This window comes from Streptomyces sp. NPDC037410 (assembly GCF_055602235.1).
This window is the reverse complement of sequence record NZ_JBVJWR010000024.1, coordinates 98995-117117: the sequence shown is the minus strand read 5'-3', so window position 1 is coordinate 117117 and position 18123 is coordinate 98995. Positions and strand designations below refer to the sequence as shown.

Genomic DNA, 18123 nt, shown 5'->3' with positions numbered 1-18123 from the left:
CCCCCCCCCCCCCCCCCACCCCCCCCCCCCCCCCCCCCCCCCCCCCCCCCCCCCCCCCCCCCCCCCCCCCCCCCCCCCCCCCCCCCCCCCCCCCCGCCCCTCTCCTCTTCACCCACTCGAACAAGGAGTACGCATCACCATGGCCCGCTTCGACGTCAACGCCGCCCGCGCCCAGCGCCTGGAGGCCCACGGCCGCACCTGGTCCTTCGAGCTGGACGGCGAGTCCTACACGCTTCCCACCGAGCTCTCCCGCAAGACCGCGAAGGCGCTGCGGAGGCTCGACGACAACGACGTGGACGGTCTGCTCGAACTCCTGATGGGTGAGGAGCAGTACGTCCGCTTCGAGGAGCACGACCTCACGATGCAGGACATCGCCGCCATCCTGGAGGCCTACGGCAAGGAGACCGGGCTCGGCCTGGGGGAAGACTGAGCCTCGTCGAGTTCGCCGACGAACACGCCGAGGCCCTCGAAGCGGACCTGCTCCGCTACTACGCCACCGATCTCCTCGACTGGCACCGGGGCGAGCTGTCCAGCCGGCGTCTGATGGTCATGATCAAGCACCTTCCCCCGGACAGCGCGGTACAGCGCGAGATCCACGGGGAGGCGGCCGAGTGGTCGCTTTCCGACCATCTCCTCGCCGCGGCGGTGGACCATCTGGCCGTCGCCAACTGGATGTTCCAGTGCGTCAACACCGGCGAGGACGACGAGACCCCGGATCCGCCGAAGCCCGTTCCCCGTCCGGGCGTCACGGACGAGGACGGCGAGGAGCAGGGCGAGGAGTCCGCGGCGGAGGGCACCGCTCCGGCGGTCTCCCCGGCGTCCCTGGCCCGCTTCTTCGGCTGACGCCCCCCGGCTCCACCAGTTCCCCCGGCTCCCCCAGCTCCACAGGCTCCCCTTCGCCCCCGGTTCCCGCCCCTCTCAGGAGGCGGGGTCCGGGGGCGCTTCCTGTGCTCGCTCGGCGAGTTCGTCCTCCAGGGTCCTGGCCCGTTCGGACAGCCGGCGGCCGCGCCGCTCGGGGGTCCCCCCGGACTGGCCGGGTACGCCGCCGATCGGCGGCACGATCGGGCGGCCGCCCTTGCCGCGGACGACCTTCCGGACCGGCTGGGCGTTCCTGCGGGCGCGGCTCTCCTGGGCGCTCGCACGGTCGCCGGGCTCGGGCGCGAGCTCGGGTTCGGGTTCGGGTTCGGAGTCGTGCGCCGGCTCGGGTTCGTACCCGGGTACGGGCGCGGGCGCGGGCTCCGGCTCGTACTCCGGCTCGGGGCGCTGTTCGAACAGCTCGCGTTCCCGGCGGACGCGCTCCTCGGCGTCGACGACGACGGCCGGGGGTTCCATGAGCCGGGCGAAGGGCAGCGGGATGACGCGGGCGCCCTCGCCAGGGGTGTCCGTGCGCCGCTGCGGGCGCCGTATGCCGCGCGCGTCGCCCTGCCCCTGGGCGTACGCGTCGGCCACGCGCCGCTCGTACTCCCTGCGGATGCGCGGGAGTTCGTCCGAGACGGCGTCGGCCCAGCCGGCCGTGAACGCGGCGGTCTCGCGGCGGTCCACCTCGGCGCGGGGCAGCACGACGAGGTCCTCCGGGGCGTACCCGGCGACGTGGACGAGTTCGGCGAGTCGCGCGAAGAGGTGGGGCAGGTCGGGGTGGGATTCGAGCCAGTCGACGACCTGCTCGCGCCGGTTACCGCCCGGCTCCGTGTCCATGCAGCACTGCCTTCCGACCCCCTGGGGTTCCCCACGCGCCCCTCGCGTCCCCCGGCTCCCCGAATAAGTCAGGTCCAGGGAACGCGTCCTCCAGGGTACCCCGGTCGAACACAAGGTCAGTTCGACGTCCAAACCCCTTGGGGAACCCGCAGGAAGACACACCGTCAAGCGTTTCCCGCTCGACAAACATCGAACACTTGTTCCACACTCTGTTCGCACAGTAGTTCGAACACGTGGTGCCCCCGCTCCTCACTCCGCGGCGCCGCCACACCCGCACGGGCAAGCAACCGGAAGGCAGGCGTCCATGAATCGGCAGGCCGAGGCATCCCGACCGCACATCCCGCTCCAGGACCGCCTCCGCCAGCTCCTCGACGGACCCGTCGCCCTCGACAAGAGAGCACTGCTCGGCACGCTGTGCGCCGAGGTCTCCCGCTACGAGACCCTCGCGTACACGGCGGGCTGGAACGACGCCCTCGACTCGGTGCGGCGCGCCCCCCACCGAGGCGCCGACGCCTAGCCCTCCGCACCGCCCCAACGCACGAGCCCCTGCCGAAGCTCCACGACGGCGGGGGCTTTTCGGCGCTTGGCCGCCACCGGCCGGAAGCGGAGCAACCATGGCAGACCAACCCACGAACGCATACATCTCCAACCAGATCGTCGAACTCAAGACACAGCTGTCCATCACGGACGACTTCCAGATCACCCTGGCCGGGCACTACCAGTCGATCCTCACCTCCCGCCTCGACTACCTGAAGGGAAAGATCGAGGACATCCACAAGGAGGTCGTCAAGAACCCGGTCACGGAGTACTGGGAGGCCGCCGGCTTCGACGGCATCGCCGCCGGCATCGAGAAGCTGTACGAGGGCGACGGCCTCGGTACGGCCCTCAAGTACTGGCTGTCGAACGGCGCCGGCGCCTTCGCCGCCGTCGTCGTCGGCGGCATCGGCGTCTACATCACGGGGAAGCTCGTCGGATTCCGCCGGGACCTGCAGGAACTCCTCAGCCGCCACCTCCCCGGAGCCACCCCGGGCATGATCCGCGGCTACGACGAGAACGGCGAGATCAGGCCGCAGAGCCGCACGGACATCGAGGGCCGCGAGCGCCGCGTCGCCAACGGTGGCACCAGCCTCGCCGATCTCCCGAACAGCACGGACACCGCACGCATCGGCCCCCTGCGCGATGCGCTCGCGAGGCTGAACACGGAGCTGCTGAAGTTCAACAACCGGGCCCCCGCATTCCTCCAGTCGTTCCGCAAGCTGCCGACCGAGGCCAAGGCCGACAAGGCCGCGAACGGCGTCAAGAAGATCGCCGACGCCATCGCCGGGATCAACCACTCGCAGATGCAGCCCGTCGCCGAGGGCGTCAACAAGATCAACAACGCGATGCGGAACGCCGATCCCAAGAAGGTCGAGAAGACCGCCAAGGCCGTCGACAAGCTCAAGACCGCCATGCTCGGCTTCACCCCGACCAAGATCCCCGACGGTCCCAAGCTGGAGGCGTCGGCCCAGGGGATGGCCAACCTCGCCCGGGAGACCGGAACCCTGCGCACGAAGCTGCGGGACTTCGCGACCACGGTCCGCGACCTCGACCAGGTCATCGGCACCGCGACCGCCTGATCCCCCCACCCCACGAAAGGAGGTAACCCATGTCTCTCGTCAAGTCCCTCAAGAGCGCGTCCGACGGCCTGCGCAACCTCAAGACCCAGGCCTCCGGCGCCGGCACCTCGGTCAAGAAGGTCGGCGACTCCGGAAAGTCCGCGTCCGATCAGCTCAAGAACCTCAAGACCAACGCCCAGGGTTCCAACACCCAGCTGAAGAACCTCAAGACGGCCTCGGACCAGGCCGAGAAGTCCATGTCGAAGGCCGGCACGACCGCCGAGTCCGCCGGCAAGAAGATGGGCAAGTACGAGTCCGGCGCCGGCAAGGCTTCCAAGGGCCAGGACAAGCTCAACAAGTCCATGAAGGGCAACTTCCTCGCCCGCCTGATCGAACTCTTCATGCCTCTCATCGAGAAGATCGTCGAAATGGCGATGCAGTCGAAGACGATGCAGAAGATCCTCAAGAAGGCCTTCGACGGCGTCAAGGTCGTCATCAGCGCCGTCATGAAGGCCGTCGGCCCGATCATGAAGAAGGCCGGCGACCTGATCAAGACGGTCTGGAACGGCATCAAGAAGGCCGTCTCCACCGTCGTCAAGGCCGTCGCCACCGTCATCAAGACCTACGTCACCATCTGGAAGACGGTCATCACGACCGTCATGAAGGCGATCAAGACGGTCGTCGGCGCGGTCTGGAACGGCATCAAGGCCGTCATCACCCCGGTGGTGAACTGGATCAAGAGCGCGATCCCGAACGCCTTCACCGCCGTCAAGGACAAGATGTCCTCCATCTGGAACGGCCTCAAGGACATCGCGTCCCGGGCGTTCGAGGGCATCAAGAGCGGCGTGTCCGGCCCGGTCAACGCCGTGATCGGCCTGATCAACCGCATGATCAACGCGGTCAACGGCGTCAAGGTCAGCGTCCCCGGCTGGGTGCCGCTCGTCGGCGGCAAGACCTTCGGCGTGCACATCCCGACCATCCCCATGCTCGCCACCGGTGGTGTCGTCATGCCCCGCTCCGGCGGCGTCCCGGCGATCCTCGCCGAGGCGGGCGAGGCCGAGGCCGTCCTGCCGCTGTCCAAGCTGGACCGGCTGCTCACCCTCACCGCCCGCCGCGCCCGCATGACGGCGCAGCTCCAGGGAGGCGGCGGCGGGCTGCACATCGAGCACTACCACGCGGCCCGTAACAGCGACCCGCAGTCCACGGCGGACGCGCTGATGTACCTGGCGAAGGCGCGCGGATGAGTGCCGCCGCCGTCCGCATGCCCGCCTTCGGGCGCCTGACGCCGACGGTGAGCTCCCTGCGGCAGGGCGCCGAGACGGCCGGCGGCACGCTCAGGCGGTTCAAGCAGGACGTCCAGGCGGCGGCCGGCGGCATCGCCAGGTACGCCACCGAGCTGCGGACCGCGGGCACCTCCGTACGCACCGTGGGGAGCACCGCGTCCGGCGCGGCGACCTCCGTCGGCCGGATCCAGCGGTCGAAGGCGGCCGCCGGCGTGCAGAAGCTCGGAGTCGCGGCCGGCAAGGTCCGTACGGCCGCCGGGAAGTTCGGCCCCGCCGTCGGCGCCGTCCTGGCGATCCTCGCCCCGCTGATCCCCATCACCGACACCATCACCAAGCTGATGGACACCTACGGCACGGTCATGACCATCGCCTCGGTCGCCATGACCGGCGTCAACCTCGCCATGCGCAGCAACCCGCTCGGCTTCATCCTGGGCATCCTCATGCCGGTCATCTCCTGGCTCATCGAGTACGCGGTGAACAGCGAGACCGGCCAGAAGATCATCAAGCAGGTCATGCAACAGGCCCTGAAGGGCTTCCAGTCCGTCTGGAAGTTCCTCCAGCCGGTCGTCAAGCTCATCGGCCAGGCCGTCGGGACCTACTTCAAGGCCTACCTCACCCTGTTCACGACGGCCCTGAAGGTCATCGGCTCCGCCATCGACGGCATCTCCCGGATCCGCACCACGGTCACCTCCGCCGCCAACGCCCTGCGCGGCATCGCCTCGCGGACGATCGGCGGCATCAAGGACGCCGTCAAGCCGGTCCTGTCCTTCATCACCGACAAGATCCCGGGCTTCTTCCGGCACGCCAAGGACGCCGTCGGCAGAGCCCTCCACGGCATGGGCGAGCTCGTCAAGGGCGCGCTCACCGCCGTCATCGGCGTCGTCAAGGGGCCGATCGACGGGCTCATCGCCTTCGCCAACTGGATCATCGACGGGCTGAACAAGCTGAGCTTCGACTTCCTCGGCAAGCACTTCGGCGTCGACATCCCGAAGATCCCGATGCTCGCCGAGGGCGGTGTCGTCTTCCCCGGCGCCGACAGCGCGCCGCGCATCGACCCGCTCACCGTGCTCGAACAGCGGCGCGTCCCGGCCCTCGCCGAGGCTCCCCGGCGGCCCCACCGCATCGCGGAGTTCCACGAGGACCCCGGCGCCGGCCCCCGGTCGACCGCCGAGGACCTGCTCTTCCTCGTCGCCGCCCACGGCTGAAGCCCTCTCACCCGACAGCCCCCTCAGAAGTGAGGTGACGGCCCCATGGCCGAGACCACAACCACATACGCCGGAAACGACCTCACCGCCGACCTCGCGCCCGGCTCGCTGATCACCCAGGACGGGCAGATCCAGTGGGCCGGGCTTCTCATCGGCCCCGGTACGCCGTTCAACGTCGACCGGACCGGTCTCCAGGGCTGGGAGGACCTGCCCGAGTACGACTCCTCCGACGCCGACCGGCCCACCTCGCACGGCGCCTGGCCCGGCTCCCGGTACGCCAAACCCCGCAAGATCAGCGGCACGATCGTGCTGATGCCGGAGTACGACGCCGCCGGGGAGGCCATCCGAGCCCTGCGCCAGTCGCTCGCCCTGCTCGACGAGGAGCGCTGGCTCACCGTCCGGCTGCACGGCGAACTCCTCGCCGTACGCGCCCGGATCGCCCAGCGCGTGGTCCCCGCGGACCAGGGTTTCGCCACCCAGGGCAGCTCCCGGATGTCGATCCAGTGGCTCGCCTCCGACCCCCGCCGCTACACCGTCTACGAGCAGTCCGCCTCCACCACCCCGCCGCAGCCCGAGTCGGGCCTGACCTGGCCGCTGGTCTGGCCGCTCGACTGGGGCCAGGCCAAGTCCACCGGTGACGCCGTCGCCGAGAACACCGGCTCCGCCGCCACGCACCCGGTGATCGTCTTCCGCGGCCCCTGCTCCATGCCGACCGTCACCGAGCGGGTCTCCAAGCGCCGGCTGCGGTACGCGATCGACCTGGCCGCCGGCGACGAGCTCGTCGTCGACACCGCCAACGGCACGGTGACGCTCAACAACACCGCCTCCCGCCGCCACACCGCGATGGCCGACTCCAGCCCCGAGGAGCTGTTCCTCCTCGAACCGGGCCGCACGGAGCTGGCGTTCCGGCCCGACGCGGCCACCCCCGAGGCGCTGATGACGGTCCGCTGGCGCAGCGCCGAGTGGTGACCACCGCCTAGGCCGACCAGCCGGGCCACCCCCTAGGTCACCCCCTAGGCCGACCAGCCAGGCCGCGCCCCCTACGCCACCGCCTAGGCCCACCAGCCAGGCCCGCCCCCTAGGCCACCGCCTGGGCCGCGCCCCCTAGGCCACCGCCTGGGCCGACCCCCAGGCCGCCCCCCAGGCCGCCGCCACCCAAGCGCCGACCCCCCTCCCGACCCCACAGAAGAGGTGAACCCATGACCGTACGGGCCGCCTGGCTCCAGGCCAGCGGGCAGACCCGCGAGGACACCCGGATCGCCCTGTCCGCGCTGCTCACCCCCAGCAGCGGGAGCGCCACCTCGCCCCCGCTGCGCTCGCGGCCCGGCATCGTGCCGGGCGGCTTCGCGCTGACCGGTGACTCCGCGATGCAGTGCAGCGTCGGCACCGGCCGGGCCGTCGTCCAGGGCTACGAGACCGCCCAGGGCGCGTACATGATCGCGGTGACCGCCCCCGAGACGTTCACCATCGCCGACGGCGACCCGCAGTACGGCCGGATCGACGTCATCGAGCTGGCCGTGCTCGACGACGCCTACGACAAGAGCGGCGCCACCGACGCCGTGATCCGGCTGGTCAAGGGCACGCCCTCGGCCGCCCCCCAGATCCCGGCCTCGGGCCCCGGCAGCTCCTTCCAGCTCTACACGATCGCCGTCACGGCCGGCACCTCCGCCGGCACCGGCGGCATCGGCTGGACCTCCGGCGCCGTCACCACCAGGCACTACCCGATGACGGCGCTCGGCGGCATCATGCCGACGAGCGGTTTCAACGGCGTGTACGCCGGCCAGTACCGCGACGTCTCGGGCCAGTTGCAGCGCTGGGACGGCACCGCCTGGGTGGCGTACCCGAAGGCGATCGGCGGCATCGCCCCGAACGGGGCGGCGACGACCGGCAGTTACGCCGGCCAGTACCGCGACAACGCCGGCATCCTCCAGCGCTGGGACGGTTCCGCCTGGCAGTACGCCGAGGGCAAGGCGACCATCCTGTTCAGCGCCTCGCAGACCGCGATGCAGAGCGTGCCGCAGAACGCCTGGACGACGATCACCCTGAACTACGTCGACATCGACGACTTCAACGGCTGGAACGGCACCGACAGCTTCGTCGTACCGCGCACCGGCTGGTGGCGGGTCGGCGCCAACATCAACTGGTACGGCGACTCCACCACCGGCGTCCGCGGCGCCCGCCTCCTCGTCGGCGGCGTCGGCTACTCCCGGATGACCTGGATGACCGCGGCGTCCATGGGCACCACGAGCGTCGGCGGCGACGGCCTGGTCAAGCTCACCGCCGGCAACGTGCTCCAGCTCGCGGGCTACCACAACGCCACCGCCCCGGTCCGCACCCTCGGCGGCTCCGGCTACTACACGACCCTCACCGCCCAGTGGATCCGGTCCTGAACCGTCTTCCCCGTACACCCTCTTGGAGAAGTCCATGAACCTGCGCAGCAGCTGGGTCGCCGAGACCGGCCAGACCCGCGAGGACACCCGCCTCACCCAGACCCCGACCACCATGATCAACCCCGTCCAGGTGCGCTCCGGCATCCTGCCGGGCTCCTACAGCGGCCAGTGGCGGCTCTCCGGCTTCTGGATGACCGGCGCCTCCGCGATGACGGCGACCGTCTCCGAGGGCCGCGCCGTCATCCAGGGCGACATCTCGCAGGGCGTCTACCCGGTGACCCTGCCGGCCTCCGAGCCGGTCACCTTCACCGCCGGCAACGCCACCTACGGCCGGATCGACCTGGTCGTCCTCAAGGTCTACGACAAGCTCTACGACGGCGGCACCCGCAACGAGGCCGTCATCGAGGTCATCCAGGGCGTGCCGGAGGCCGCCCCGAAGGCCCCGGCCACCCCGCCGCGCAGCCTCCCGCTGTACGAGGTGACGGTGCCGGCGAACGCGAGCGCGGGCAACGGCGGCATCCCGTGGAACACCTCCCTGAAGGACCTGCGCACCCCGGTCGTCGCGGCCGGCGGCATCCTCCCGGTCGAGGGCCCGGTGCTGCCGGGCGCCCACCCGGGCGCGTACCAGGACGCCCCGAACAACCAGCTGCAGCGCTGGGACGGCGGCAAGTGGGTGGCCTACCCGGAAGCGATCGGCGGCATCGTGCCGAGCTCGGCGTCCACCCTGCCGGGCAGCTACGTCGGCCAGTACCGGGACGGCGCGGGCGGCCGGATCGAGCGCTGGAACGGTTCGGCGTGGGCGCCGGCCGTGCCGGGGCCGTACTTCACCGACTCGCTGACCTCCGGCTACACCACCTCGACGACCTGGGTGAACACGCTCACCACCCGGGACGTGGTGTCCCTGTCCTTCGTCGCCCCGGCCTCGCGGCAGGCCCTGCTCTCGTACGGCTCGCGGATCCAGCTCGTCGGCACGGGCTCCGGGGTCGGCTTCATGGGCGTGAAGGTCACCACGGGCGCGACCGTCCACAGCGACGTGAACGACTCGAACGCGGTGGTCGCCGCCTCCCCCGGCAACGTCTCCATGGCCACCGTCCAGCGCCTCCAGAACCTCACGGCCGGCGCCACGTACACGGTGACCGCCTACTACCGGGGCAGCAACACCGCGCTGCAGACCTGGTTCAACAACACGTACCTCCAGGTCACCCCGCAGCACTGAGCCCAGGCCACCCGCCCGCCGCCCCACCGACAGGAGTCCACCCATGCCCGTACGTTCCGGATGGCTGATGCCCACCGGGCAGACCCGCCAGAACACCCGCATCACCGCCATCGGCGCCACCATCCCCGTCAACCCGCTCGGCGTCCGGTCCGGCATCCTGCCCGGCACGTACGACGGCAAGTACCGGGTCGGCGGCCTGTGGATGAGCTCGAACGGCCCGATGACGGCCACCGTCTACGCCGGCAGGGCCGTCGTCCAGGGCGCCACCGTCACCGACGGCGCCTACCCGGTCACCCTCGACGAGGACATGACCCTCACCTTCGCCGACGGCGACCCGCTCAACGACCGCGTCGACCTCGTCGTGGTCCGCGTCTACGACAACGACGTGGACGCCACCGGCAAGTACGACGCCGGCATCGAGATCGTCAAGGGCACCCCGGCGGCCACCCCCGCCGCCCCGGCCGCCCCCGCCCGCTCCCTGACCCTGTTCACGGTCAAGGTGAAGAAGGGCGCCTCCGCCGGCACCGGCGGCATCGACTGGGCGGGCGGCGCCGCCACCGACCTGCGCACCACGACCGTCTCCTCCGGCGGCATCCTGCCCGTCTACAACAACGCGGGCGTGCCCGGCTCCTACCCGGGCCAGTACCAGGACAACGACAACGCCCACTTCCTCCAGCGCTGGGACGGCACCGCCTGGGTCGCCTACCCCAAGGAGATCGGCGGCATCGCGCCCAGCGGCACGGTGGCCACGGGCAGCTACACGGGCCAGTACCGCGACTACAACGGCGGCCAGCTCCAGCGCTGGAACGGCACCGCCTGGGCGGTCTACCAGCCGCCGGTCGAGATCGAGACCACCAACACCGGCGCCACCCCGTACGTCAACTGGACCGTGACGTCCTTCAACGGCCGCAAGACCAAGGGCGGCCTGTGCACCATCAACGTCATCGTCACCCGCACCGGCGCCGACGTCACCGCCAGCACGGCCGGAAACGTCACCGACGAGCAGCTGTGCATCCTCCCGGCCGGCTGGCGCCCCGGCCTCGACTACGAGGCCACCGCCAGCGACGGCTACGGAGACGGCGCCGCGACGATCTACACCAGCGGCGAGGTCAAGCTCCGCACCTGGTCCGCCAACGGTCTCCTGACCGCGGGCCGCGGCCTGCGCGTCACCGCCACCTACGTCCTGTAAGGAGGTCCCCCGATGGCCATCGACACGCCCTACCGGGCGATCTTCTGCGACCTGCTCACCGACCAGACGCTGGACATCCTCCCCCTGCGGGACGTCTCGTTCGACGACTACATCGGAAAGGCCGGCTCGCTCTCCGGCACCATCCCCATCCCCGACAAGTCCATCGCCGACCGCGTCAAGAAGGTCCGGGAGGGCCGCACCGCGGTCTACCTGGAGCGCGGCGGCGACCTGTGGTGGGGCGGCATCGTCTGGACCAGCACCCTGCAGTCCAGCGGCCGCGGGGTGCTGACCCTCGGCATCCAGGCCGCGACCTTCGACTCGTACGCCGGACGCCGCCGCATCCGTACGGACATCACGTACGCCACCCCCACCGACCAGGTGGAGATCGCCCGCCGGCTGTGGCGCGAACTCGACGTCCAGGCCTACCCCGACGCCCCCGACGGCGAGGAACCCCGCCGCCTCGGCATCACGTTCGGCGACGAGGTCCCCAAGTTCAAGAAGACGGCCTCGTGGCGCAAGGGCGACGAGACCGTCTACCTGGAGGCGCTCGACCAGCTCGCCGCCACGGAGAACGGCTTCGAGCACCAGATCCTGGTCTACCGCGACCCCGTCAGCGGCGCCCGGATCCGGCAGCTCCGCATCGGCGAACCCAAGATCGTCACCGGCGCCACCGACCTGGTCTTCGACCGGCCCGGCGTCATCCTGTCGTACTCCTTCCCGTACGACGCGACCCGCGGCGGCACCACCGCCCTGGCCCGCGGCGCCTCCACCAACGCCAACGCCGCCGCCGAGTCCCGGCCGATCTTCTCCACCCAGCAGTACGCCAGCGACCTGCTCGCGGACGGCTGGCCGCTGATCGACCTGTCCTCCGACCACAACGAGATCACCGACCCGCTCGCCCTCGACTCGGTGGCCTCCACCGAACTCGCCCAGGCCCGCGGCGCCGTGGTGATCCCGTCCATCAGCATCCACCTCGGCGGGATCGTCCCGCCCGCGCTCCTCGGCCGCGTCGCCCGCATCCGGATCACCGACGAGTGGTACTCCCAGGGCCTCGACGCCCGCTACCGCATCATCGGCACCAAGGTCACGCCCCCGGAGCGCGGCCGCCCCGACACCGCCGAGCTCTACCTCGAGGAGGCCTGATGCCCCAGCTGCCCGAGGACATCATCGACCGGCTCAACCAGATGGAACGCCGGCTCAAGGCCCTGTCCACCGCCGTGAACACCCGTCCCGCCGTCAACGAGTTCCGCCCGACGGCGACCGAGAGCGTCACCATCACCCGTCCGCTGTTCCGGATCTTCGACGGCTACAACCACGAGATCTTCGCGGACGACATCATGACCGGCGGCCTCGCCCGGCCCTGGCTGCAGCTGATGCCGCCGCTGGCCAGCGACGTGACCAAGTGGCCCGCCACCACCGCCGCCGCCTTCACGACCGTCGCCCGCTGCTCCAACCCCGTCTGGCAGCCCAAGATGCGGCTCGCGATCAGCACGGCGGCCTCCAGCGGCGCCACCGGCCAGGTCCGGGTCCTCGTCGACAACGTCCCCTTCGGCCCCACGGTCACCGCCGGCACCACCTACGACTACATCGGCCTGCTGCCCGGCGACATGAAGGCCCGGTTCGGCCAGACCATGAACATCGAGATCCAGGCCCTCGCCACCGGCGGCACGGTCTACGCCCAGCCCGTCCTCATCCACGGCGCCCAGACCTGAGCAGGAGCACTCCATGAACATCGACCCCACCCAGCCCTGGGGCGTGGCCATCGACTACGCGGGCCGCGCCACCGTCACCGAGAACGGCCACACCCTCTCCGTCCGCGTCTACGACAACAGCCTGGGCAACAGCGTCCAGCGCGACCCGGTGACCGGGCAGTACCCGGCCGTGTACGTCACCGCCGAGGTCACCGAGAAGGGCACCGGCGACTCCGTCCTGCGCGGCTCCGGCCTGGTCATCGTCGACGCGAAGGACGGCGCCCCGGCCGTCCCCGACCAGACCGCCGCCCAGCGAGCCGTGACCGCCGCGCTCGCCGACTTCGAGTCGCGCCGCTCCGCGTACGCCGCCCTGTGCGCCACCTGGGCCCCGCCGGCCCCGTAACACCCCCCACGAAGAAACCGCAGGCCCGCCGGACGCGGGCCTTTCTCATGTCCGGAGGACACCAGATGGCCACTCCCCTCACCGCGGACCGGTTCGTCGCCGCACTCCGCGCCGAAGGCGTCAACGTCGTCGAACACCCCGGCTGGCGCACCCACAACCGCAACCACGTCGGCGCCTGGGGCCCCGTCACCGGCGTGATCATCCACCACACCGTCTCCGCCGGCACCGCCAACTCCGTCGAGATGTGCTTCAACGGATACGAAGGGCTGCCCGGCCCGCTCTGCCACGGCGTCATCGCCAAGGACGGCAGCGTCCACCTCGTCGGCAACGGCCGCGCCAACCACGCCGGCGGCGGCGACCCGTCCGTCCTCCAGGCCGTGATCAGCGAGACGTACGGAGACCGGCCGCCCGCCACGCGCGAGCACCAGGGCAGCGCCGGCGCCGTCGACGGCAACTCCCGCTTCTACGGCTTCGAGTGCGTCAACCTCGGCGACGGCACCGACCCCTGGCCGCCCGCCCAGCTCGACGCCATCGAACGGGTCTCCGCCGCCCTGTGCCGGGCCCACGGCTGGGGCGCCCGCTCCGTCATCGGCCACAAGGAGTGGTCCGACTGGAAGGACGACCCCCGCGGCTTCGCCATGCCGACGATGCGCGACCGGGTCCAGACCCGCCTGAACAAGGCCCCCGCCAAGCCGTCCGCCGACACCGCCAAGCCGGCCGCCCCCCGCCTCCAGCCCTTCCCGGGCACCTCGTTCTTCCGCGCGGAGACGAGCTCCCCGGTCATCACGGCCATGGGCCGCCGCCTCGTCGCCGAGGGCTGCTCCGCGTACACCGTCGGCCCCAGCCCCCGCTGGGGCGAGGCCGACCGGCTCAGCTACCAGAAGTGGCAGCACAAGCTCGGCTTCCGCGGCTCCGACGCCGACGGCATCCCGGGCGCCGCCTCGTGGAACGCCCTCAAGGTCCCGTACACGAAGTAACCGCAAGGAGCACAGTGATGTCCGATGCCGCCAAGCGCACGGCCCGTACCGTCCTCCAGTCCGCCGTCGGCATCGCCGTCGTCCTCCCCGCCATCGTCGACGCCTCCGGCATCCCCGCGACCCTCCCCTGGGTCGCCGGGGCGCTTGCCGTCGCCGGCGGGCTGGCCCGCGTGATGGCCCTCGACCTGGTGCAGAACCTGCTGCCGTCCTGGCTGCGCCCCACCCGGGGCGGTGCCGATGACCGAGTCTGACCCGAACGACCCCGTCGCCGTCGCCCTCGAACTGGAGCGGCTCCGCGGCACCCTGGAGGCCGGCTTCGCCCGCGTCGACGGCTCGCTCGCCCTGCTCGTGCAGCGCAGCGACCAGACCGACAAGCAGCTCGCCGACCACGAGGCCCGCCTCGACGACCTGGAACGGGCCCGCTGGCCGCTGACCAGCATCGCCGCGCTGGCCGCGGTGGCGACGGTCGCCGTCACGGCCTGGGAGCTGACGGCACGGTGACCCCTCTTTCTTAACGAACGCCGAAGGGCGGCCACCCCGTGATCGGGGTGACCGCCCTTCGTACTACCGCTTACTGGTTGTACGGACCGTAGTCGTAGTCCTCCAGCGGAACGGCCTGGCCGGAGCCGGAGCCGAACGGCGAGTAGTCGATGTCGTCGTAGCCGACGGCCGAGTACATCGCGGCCTTGGCCTCCTCGGTCGGCTCGACCCGGATGTTGCGGTAGCGGGACAGACCCGTACCGGCCGGGATGAGCTTACCGATGATGACGTTCTCCTTGAGGCCGACGAGGCTGTCGGACTTGGCGTTGATCGCCGCATCCGTCAGGACTCGGGTCGTCTCCTGGAAGGAGGCGGCCGACAGCCAGGACTCCGTCGCCAGCGAGGCCTTGGTGATACCCATCAGCTGCGGACGGCCGGAGGCGGGGTGACCGCCCTCGGTGACCACACGACGGTTCTCCTTCTCGAACTTCGACCGCTCGACCAGCTCGCCCGGCAGGAGCTCCGCGTCGCCGGACTCGATGATCGTCACGCGGCGCAGCATCTGCCGGATGATGATCTCGATGTGCTTGTCGTGGATCGACACGCCCTGCGAGTTGTAGACCTTCTGGACTTCGGCGACCAGGTGGACCTGGACCGCGCGCTGGCCGAGGATCCGGAGCACGTCGTGCGGGTTGGTGGCACCCACGGTGAGCTTCTGGCCCACCTCGACGTGGTCGCCCTCGCCCACGAGCAGACGGGCACGCTTCGAGATCGGGAACGCCGTCTCGTCGGTGCCGTCGTCCGGGGTGACGACGATCTTCTTGGTCTTCTCGGTCTCCTCGATACGGATGCGGCCGGCCGCCTCCGAGATCGGGGCGACACCCTTGGGCTGGCGCGCCTCGAAGAGCTCGACGACACGGGGCAGACCCTGGGTGATGTCGTCACCGGCCACACCACCGGTGTGGAAGGTACGCATCGTCAGCTGGGTACCGGGCTCACCGATGGACTGGGCGGCGATGATGCCGACCGCCTCACCGATGTCGACCAGCTTGCCGGTGGCGAGCGAACGGCCGTAGCAGAACGCACAGGTGCCGACGGCGGACTCACAGGTCAGGACCGAACGGGTCTTGACCTCCTCGACGCCCGCGTTGACCAGGGCGTCGATGAGCACGTCACCCAGGTCGACGTTGGCCGGCGCGATGACCTTGCCGTCGACGACGACGTCCTCGGCGAGCATCCGCGCGTACACGGAGGTCTCGACGTCGTCCGTCTTCCGCAGGACACCGGCCTCGTCCTTGGCCGCGATCCGCAGCTTCAGACCGCGCTCGGTGCCACAGTCCTCCTCGCGGATGATGACGTCCTGCGAGACGTCCACCAGACGACGGGTCAGGTAACCCGAGTCGGCGGTACGCAGGGCGGTGTCGGCGAGACCCTTACGGGCACCGTGCGTGGAGATGAAGTACTCGAGGACGGTGAGGCCCTCACGGAACGACGCCTTGATGGGACGCGGGATCGTCTCGTTCTTGGCGTTGGACACCAGACCACGCATACCGGCGATCTGACGCATCTGCATCATGTTTCCTCGGGCACCCGAGTCAACCATCATGAAGATGGGGTTCGTCTTGGGGAAGTTCGCGTTCATCGCCTCGGCGACCTCGTTGGTCGCCTTGGTCCAGATCGCGATGAGCTCCTGCGTGCGCTCTTCCTTGGTGATCAGACCGCGCTCGTACTGCTTCTGGACCTTCTCGTCCTGCGCCTCGTAGCCCTTGACGATCTCCTTCTTCGCCTCGGGAACGACGACGTCGGAGATGGCCACGGTGACGCCGGAACGGGTCGCCCAGTAGAAGCCGGCCGCCTTCAGGTTGTCGAGCGTCGCCGCCACGATGACCTTGGGGTAGCGCTCGGCGAGGTCGTTGACGATCTCGGAGAGCTGCTTCTTGCCGACGGAGTAGTCGACGAACGGGTAGTCCTCGGGCAGCAGCTCGTTGAAGAGCGCACGGCCCAGGGTCGTCTTCAGACGGAAGGTGTCACCCTGCTGCCACTCCGGCTCGCCCTCCTCCGCGACCGGGGGAACCCAGCCACGCGGAGCGACGGTGCCGACGGGGAAGCGGATCTCGATCTCCGACTGGAGCGCGAGCTCGCCGCCGTCGAACGCCATGATCGCCTCGGCCGTGGAGCCGAACGCGCGGCCCTCGCCCTTGGTGTCACGGAGCTCACCGTCGGTGGTGAGGAAGAACAGACCGAGGACCATGTCCTGGGTCGGCATCGTCACCGGACGGCCGTCGGCGGGCTTGAGGATGTTGTTCGAGGACAGCATCAGGATGCGGGCCTCGGCCTGCGCCTCCGCGGAGAGCGGCAGGTGGACGGCCATCTGGTCACCGTCGAAGTCCGCGTTGAACGCGGTGCAGACGAGCGGGTGGATCTGGATGGCCTTGCCCTCGACCAGCTGCGGCTCGAAGGCCTGGATGCCGAGGCGGTGCAGCGTGGGCGCACGGTTCAGCAGAACCGGGTGCTCGGCGATGACCTCTTCGAGGACGTCGTACACGACCGTGCGGCCGCGCTCGACCATCCGCTTCGCCGACTTGATGTTCTGCGCGTGGTTCAGGTCCACCAGGCGCTTCATCACGAACGGCTTGAAGAGCTCCAGCGCCATGGCCTTCGGCAGACCGCACTGGTGCAGCTTGAGCTGCGGGCCGACGACGATGACGGAACGCGCGGAGTAGTCCACACGCTTGCCGAGCAGGTTCTGGCGGAAACGACCCTGCTTGCCCTTCAGCATGTCGCTGAGGGACTTCAGCGGACGGTTGCCGGGGCCCGTGACCGGGCGACCACGACGGCCGTTGTCGAAGAGGGCGTCGACCGCCTCCTGGAGCATCCGCTTCTCGTTGTTCACGATGATCTCGGGGGCACCGAGGTCGAGCAGACGCTTCAGACGGTTGTTGCGGTTGATCACACGGCGGTACAGGTCGTTCAGGTCGGAGGTCGCGAAGCGGCCACCGTCCAGCTGCACCATCGGACGCAGGTCCGGCGGGATGACCGGGACGCAGTCGAGAACCATGCCCTTGGGGCTGTTCGCGGTCTGCAGGAACGCGGAGACGACCTTGAGGCGCTTGAGCGCGCGGGTCTTCTTCTGGCCCTTGCCGGTACGGATGATCTCGCGGAGGCGCTCGGCCTCCTCCTCCAGGTCGAAGGACTCCAGGCGCTTCTGCAGCGCCGCGGCACCCATCGATCCGTCGAAGTACGTGCCGAAGCGGTCACGCAGCTCGCGGTAGAGGAGCTCGTCGCCCTCCAGGTCCTGGACCTTGAGGCTCTTGAAGCGCGACCAGACCTCGTCCAGACGGTCGATCTCGCGCTGCGCACGGTCGCGCAGCTGCTTCATCTCGCGCTCGGCACCCTCGCGCACCTTGCGGCGCACGTCGGCCTTGGCGCCCTCGGCCTCCAGCTCGGCGAGGTCGTTCTCGAGCTTCTTGGCGCGGGCCTCCAGGTCGGAGTCGCGACGGTTCTCGATCTGCTGACGCTCGACGGAGACGTGCGCCTCCAGCGAGGGCAGGTCACGCGTACGACGCTCGTCGTCGACGTACGTGATCATGTACGCCGCGAAGTAGATGACCTTCTCCAGGTCCTTCGGGGCGAGGTCGAGCAGGTAGCCAAGGCGCGACGGAACGCCCTTGAAGTACCAGATGTGGGTGACGGGAGCGGCGAGCTCGATGTGGCCCATCCGCTCACGGCGCACCTTGGCGCGGGTGACCTCGACGCCACACCGCTCACAGATGATGCCCTTGAAGCGGACACGCTTGTACTTGCCGCAGTAGCACTCCCAGTCCCGGGTCGGACCGAAGATCTTCTCGCAGAAGAGTCCGTCCTTCTCGGGCTTGAGCGTGCGGTAGTTGATGGTCTCCGGCTTCTTGACCTCGCCGTGGCTCCACTGACGGATGTCGTCAGCGGTGGCCAGACCGATCCGGAGCTCGTCGAAGAAGTTGACGTCGAGCACTATGCGTC

At 70.1% G+C, this 18123-nt stretch carries 18 protein-coding genes; 16 read left to right on the top strand and 2 right to left on the bottom strand.

Going from position 1 to position 18123, the window contains the following annotated elements; genetic code table 11:
* Positions 1 to 139: 139 nt before the first annotated feature.
* Both ACZ7HT_RS31400 and ACZ7HT_RS31395 read left to right on the top strand, forming a co-directional pair.
* Positions 140 to 430, top strand: a complete 291-nt coding sequence (locus tag ACZ7HT_RS31400; RefSeq protein ID WP_471172018.1) for a hypothetical protein — start codon at positions 140 to 142, stop codon at positions 428 to 430.
* Between the two features lie 113 nt (positions 431 to 543).
* Positions 544 to 843 (top strand): hypothetical protein, encoded by a 300-nt coding sequence (locus tag ACZ7HT_RS31395; RefSeq protein WP_471172017.1) that lies wholly within the window; start codon positions 544 to 546, stop codon positions 841 to 843.
* 75 nt (positions 844 to 918) lie between these two features.
* Here ACZ7HT_RS31395 and ACZ7HT_RS31390 read toward each other — a convergent pair whose 3' ends face one another.
* On the bottom strand, positions 919 to 1695 hold the full coding sequence (locus ACZ7HT_RS31390; RefSeq protein ID WP_471172016.1) for a hypothetical protein: 777 nt from the start codon (positions 1693 to 1695) through the stop codon (positions 919 to 921).
* 304 nt (positions 1696 to 1999) lie between these two features.
* Here ACZ7HT_RS31390 and ACZ7HT_RS31385 point away from each other — a divergent pair, with 304 nt between their 5' ends.
* The 14 genes from ACZ7HT_RS31385 to ACZ7HT_RS31320 all read left to right on the top strand — a co-directional run bounded on the left by ACZ7HT_RS31385 (position 2000) and on the right by ACZ7HT_RS31320 (position 14145).
* Positions 2000 to 2212 carry a hypothetical protein gene (locus ACZ7HT_RS31385; RefSeq protein ID WP_471172015.1) on the top strand — a complete coding sequence of 71 codons (213 nt, stop codon included), beginning with the start codon at positions 2000 to 2002 and terminating at the stop codon, positions 2210 to 2212.
* A gap of 97 nt (positions 2213 to 2309) precedes the next feature.
* Complete coding sequence (locus ACZ7HT_RS31380; protein WP_471172014.1) at positions 2310 to 3311, top strand: hypothetical protein; 1002 nt, start codon at positions 2310 to 2312, stop codon at positions 3309 to 3311.
* A gap of 29 nt (positions 3312 to 3340) precedes the next feature.
* The gene (locus ACZ7HT_RS31375) at positions 3341 to 4534 is read left to right on the top strand and encodes a phage tail protein (protein ID WP_471172011.1); all 1194 of its coding nucleotides are present in this window, start codon (positions 3341 to 3343) and stop codon (positions 4532 to 4534) included.
* Positions 4531 to 5778, top strand: coding sequence for a tape-measure protein (locus tag ACZ7HT_RS31370; RefSeq protein ID WP_471172009.1), 1248 nt, complete (start codon positions 4531 to 4533; stop codon positions 5776 to 5778). The genes ACZ7HT_RS31375 and ACZ7HT_RS31370 overlap by 4 nt, the downstream gene beginning before the upstream one ends.
* Positions 5779 to 5823: 45 nt before the next feature.
* Positions 5824 to 6747, top strand: coding sequence for a phage distal tail protein (locus tag ACZ7HT_RS31365; protein ID WP_471172008.1), 924 nt, complete (start codon positions 5824 to 5826; stop codon positions 6745 to 6747).
* Positions 6748 to 6977: 230 nt separating this feature from the next.
* On the top strand, positions 6978 to 8168 hold the full coding sequence (locus ACZ7HT_RS31360) for a hypothetical protein (protein ID WP_471172006.1): 1191 nt from the start codon (positions 6978 to 6980) through the stop codon (positions 8166 to 8168).
* A gap of 34 nt (positions 8169 to 8202) precedes the next feature.
* Positions 8203 to 9384, top strand: a complete 1182-nt coding sequence (locus ACZ7HT_RS31355; RefSeq protein WP_471172004.1) for a hypothetical protein — start codon at positions 8203 to 8205, stop codon at positions 9382 to 9384.
* Positions 9385 to 9427: 43 nt separating this feature from the next.
* Positions 9428 to 10573, top strand: a complete 1146-nt coding sequence (locus ACZ7HT_RS31350) for a hypothetical protein (protein WP_471172003.1) — start codon at positions 9428 to 9430, stop codon at positions 10571 to 10573.
* Positions 10574 to 10585: 12 nt separating this feature from the next.
* Positions 10586 to 11716: a hypothetical protein gene (locus ACZ7HT_RS31345; RefSeq protein WP_471172002.1), complete on the top strand. Its 1131-nt coding sequence runs from the start codon at positions 10586 to 10588 to the stop codon at positions 11714 to 11716.
* A complete protein-coding gene (locus tag ACZ7HT_RS31340; RefSeq protein ID WP_471172000.1) occupies positions 11716 to 12285 on the top strand; it encodes a hypothetical protein in 570 nt (189 codons plus the stop codon). Before ACZ7HT_RS31345 ends, ACZ7HT_RS31340 begins: the two co-directional genes overlap by 1 nt.
* Before the next feature lie 13 nt (positions 12286 to 12298).
* Positions 12299 to 12667 (top strand): ATP-binding protein, encoded by a 369-nt coding sequence (locus tag ACZ7HT_RS31335; RefSeq protein WP_471171999.1) that lies wholly within the window; start codon positions 12299 to 12301, stop codon positions 12665 to 12667.
* A gap of 65 nt (positions 12668 to 12732) precedes the next feature.
* Positions 12733 to 13644 carry a peptidoglycan-binding protein gene (locus tag ACZ7HT_RS31330; protein WP_471171997.1) on the top strand — a complete coding sequence of 304 codons (912 nt, stop codon included), beginning with the start codon at positions 12733 to 12735 and terminating at the stop codon, positions 13642 to 13644.
* 17 nt (positions 13645 to 13661) lie between these two features.
* A complete protein-coding gene (locus tag ACZ7HT_RS31325; protein WP_471171995.1) occupies positions 13662 to 13895 on the top strand; it encodes a hypothetical protein in 234 nt (77 codons plus the stop codon).
* Entirely contained in the window at positions 13882 to 14145 is a 264-nt protein-coding gene (locus tag ACZ7HT_RS31320; protein ID WP_471171993.1) for a hypothetical protein, read from the top strand. The genes ACZ7HT_RS31325 and ACZ7HT_RS31320 overlap by 14 nt, the downstream gene beginning before the upstream one ends.
* A gap of 70 nt (positions 14146 to 14215) precedes the next feature.
* On the opposite strand, the gene ACZ7HT_RS31315 is transcribed toward ACZ7HT_RS31320, so the two are convergent.
* A complete protein-coding gene (locus ACZ7HT_RS31315; protein WP_471171991.1) occupies positions 14216 to 18115 on the bottom strand; it encodes a DNA-directed RNA polymerase subunit beta' in 3900 nt (1299 codons plus the stop codon).
* Positions 18116 to 18123: the final 8 nt, after the last annotated feature.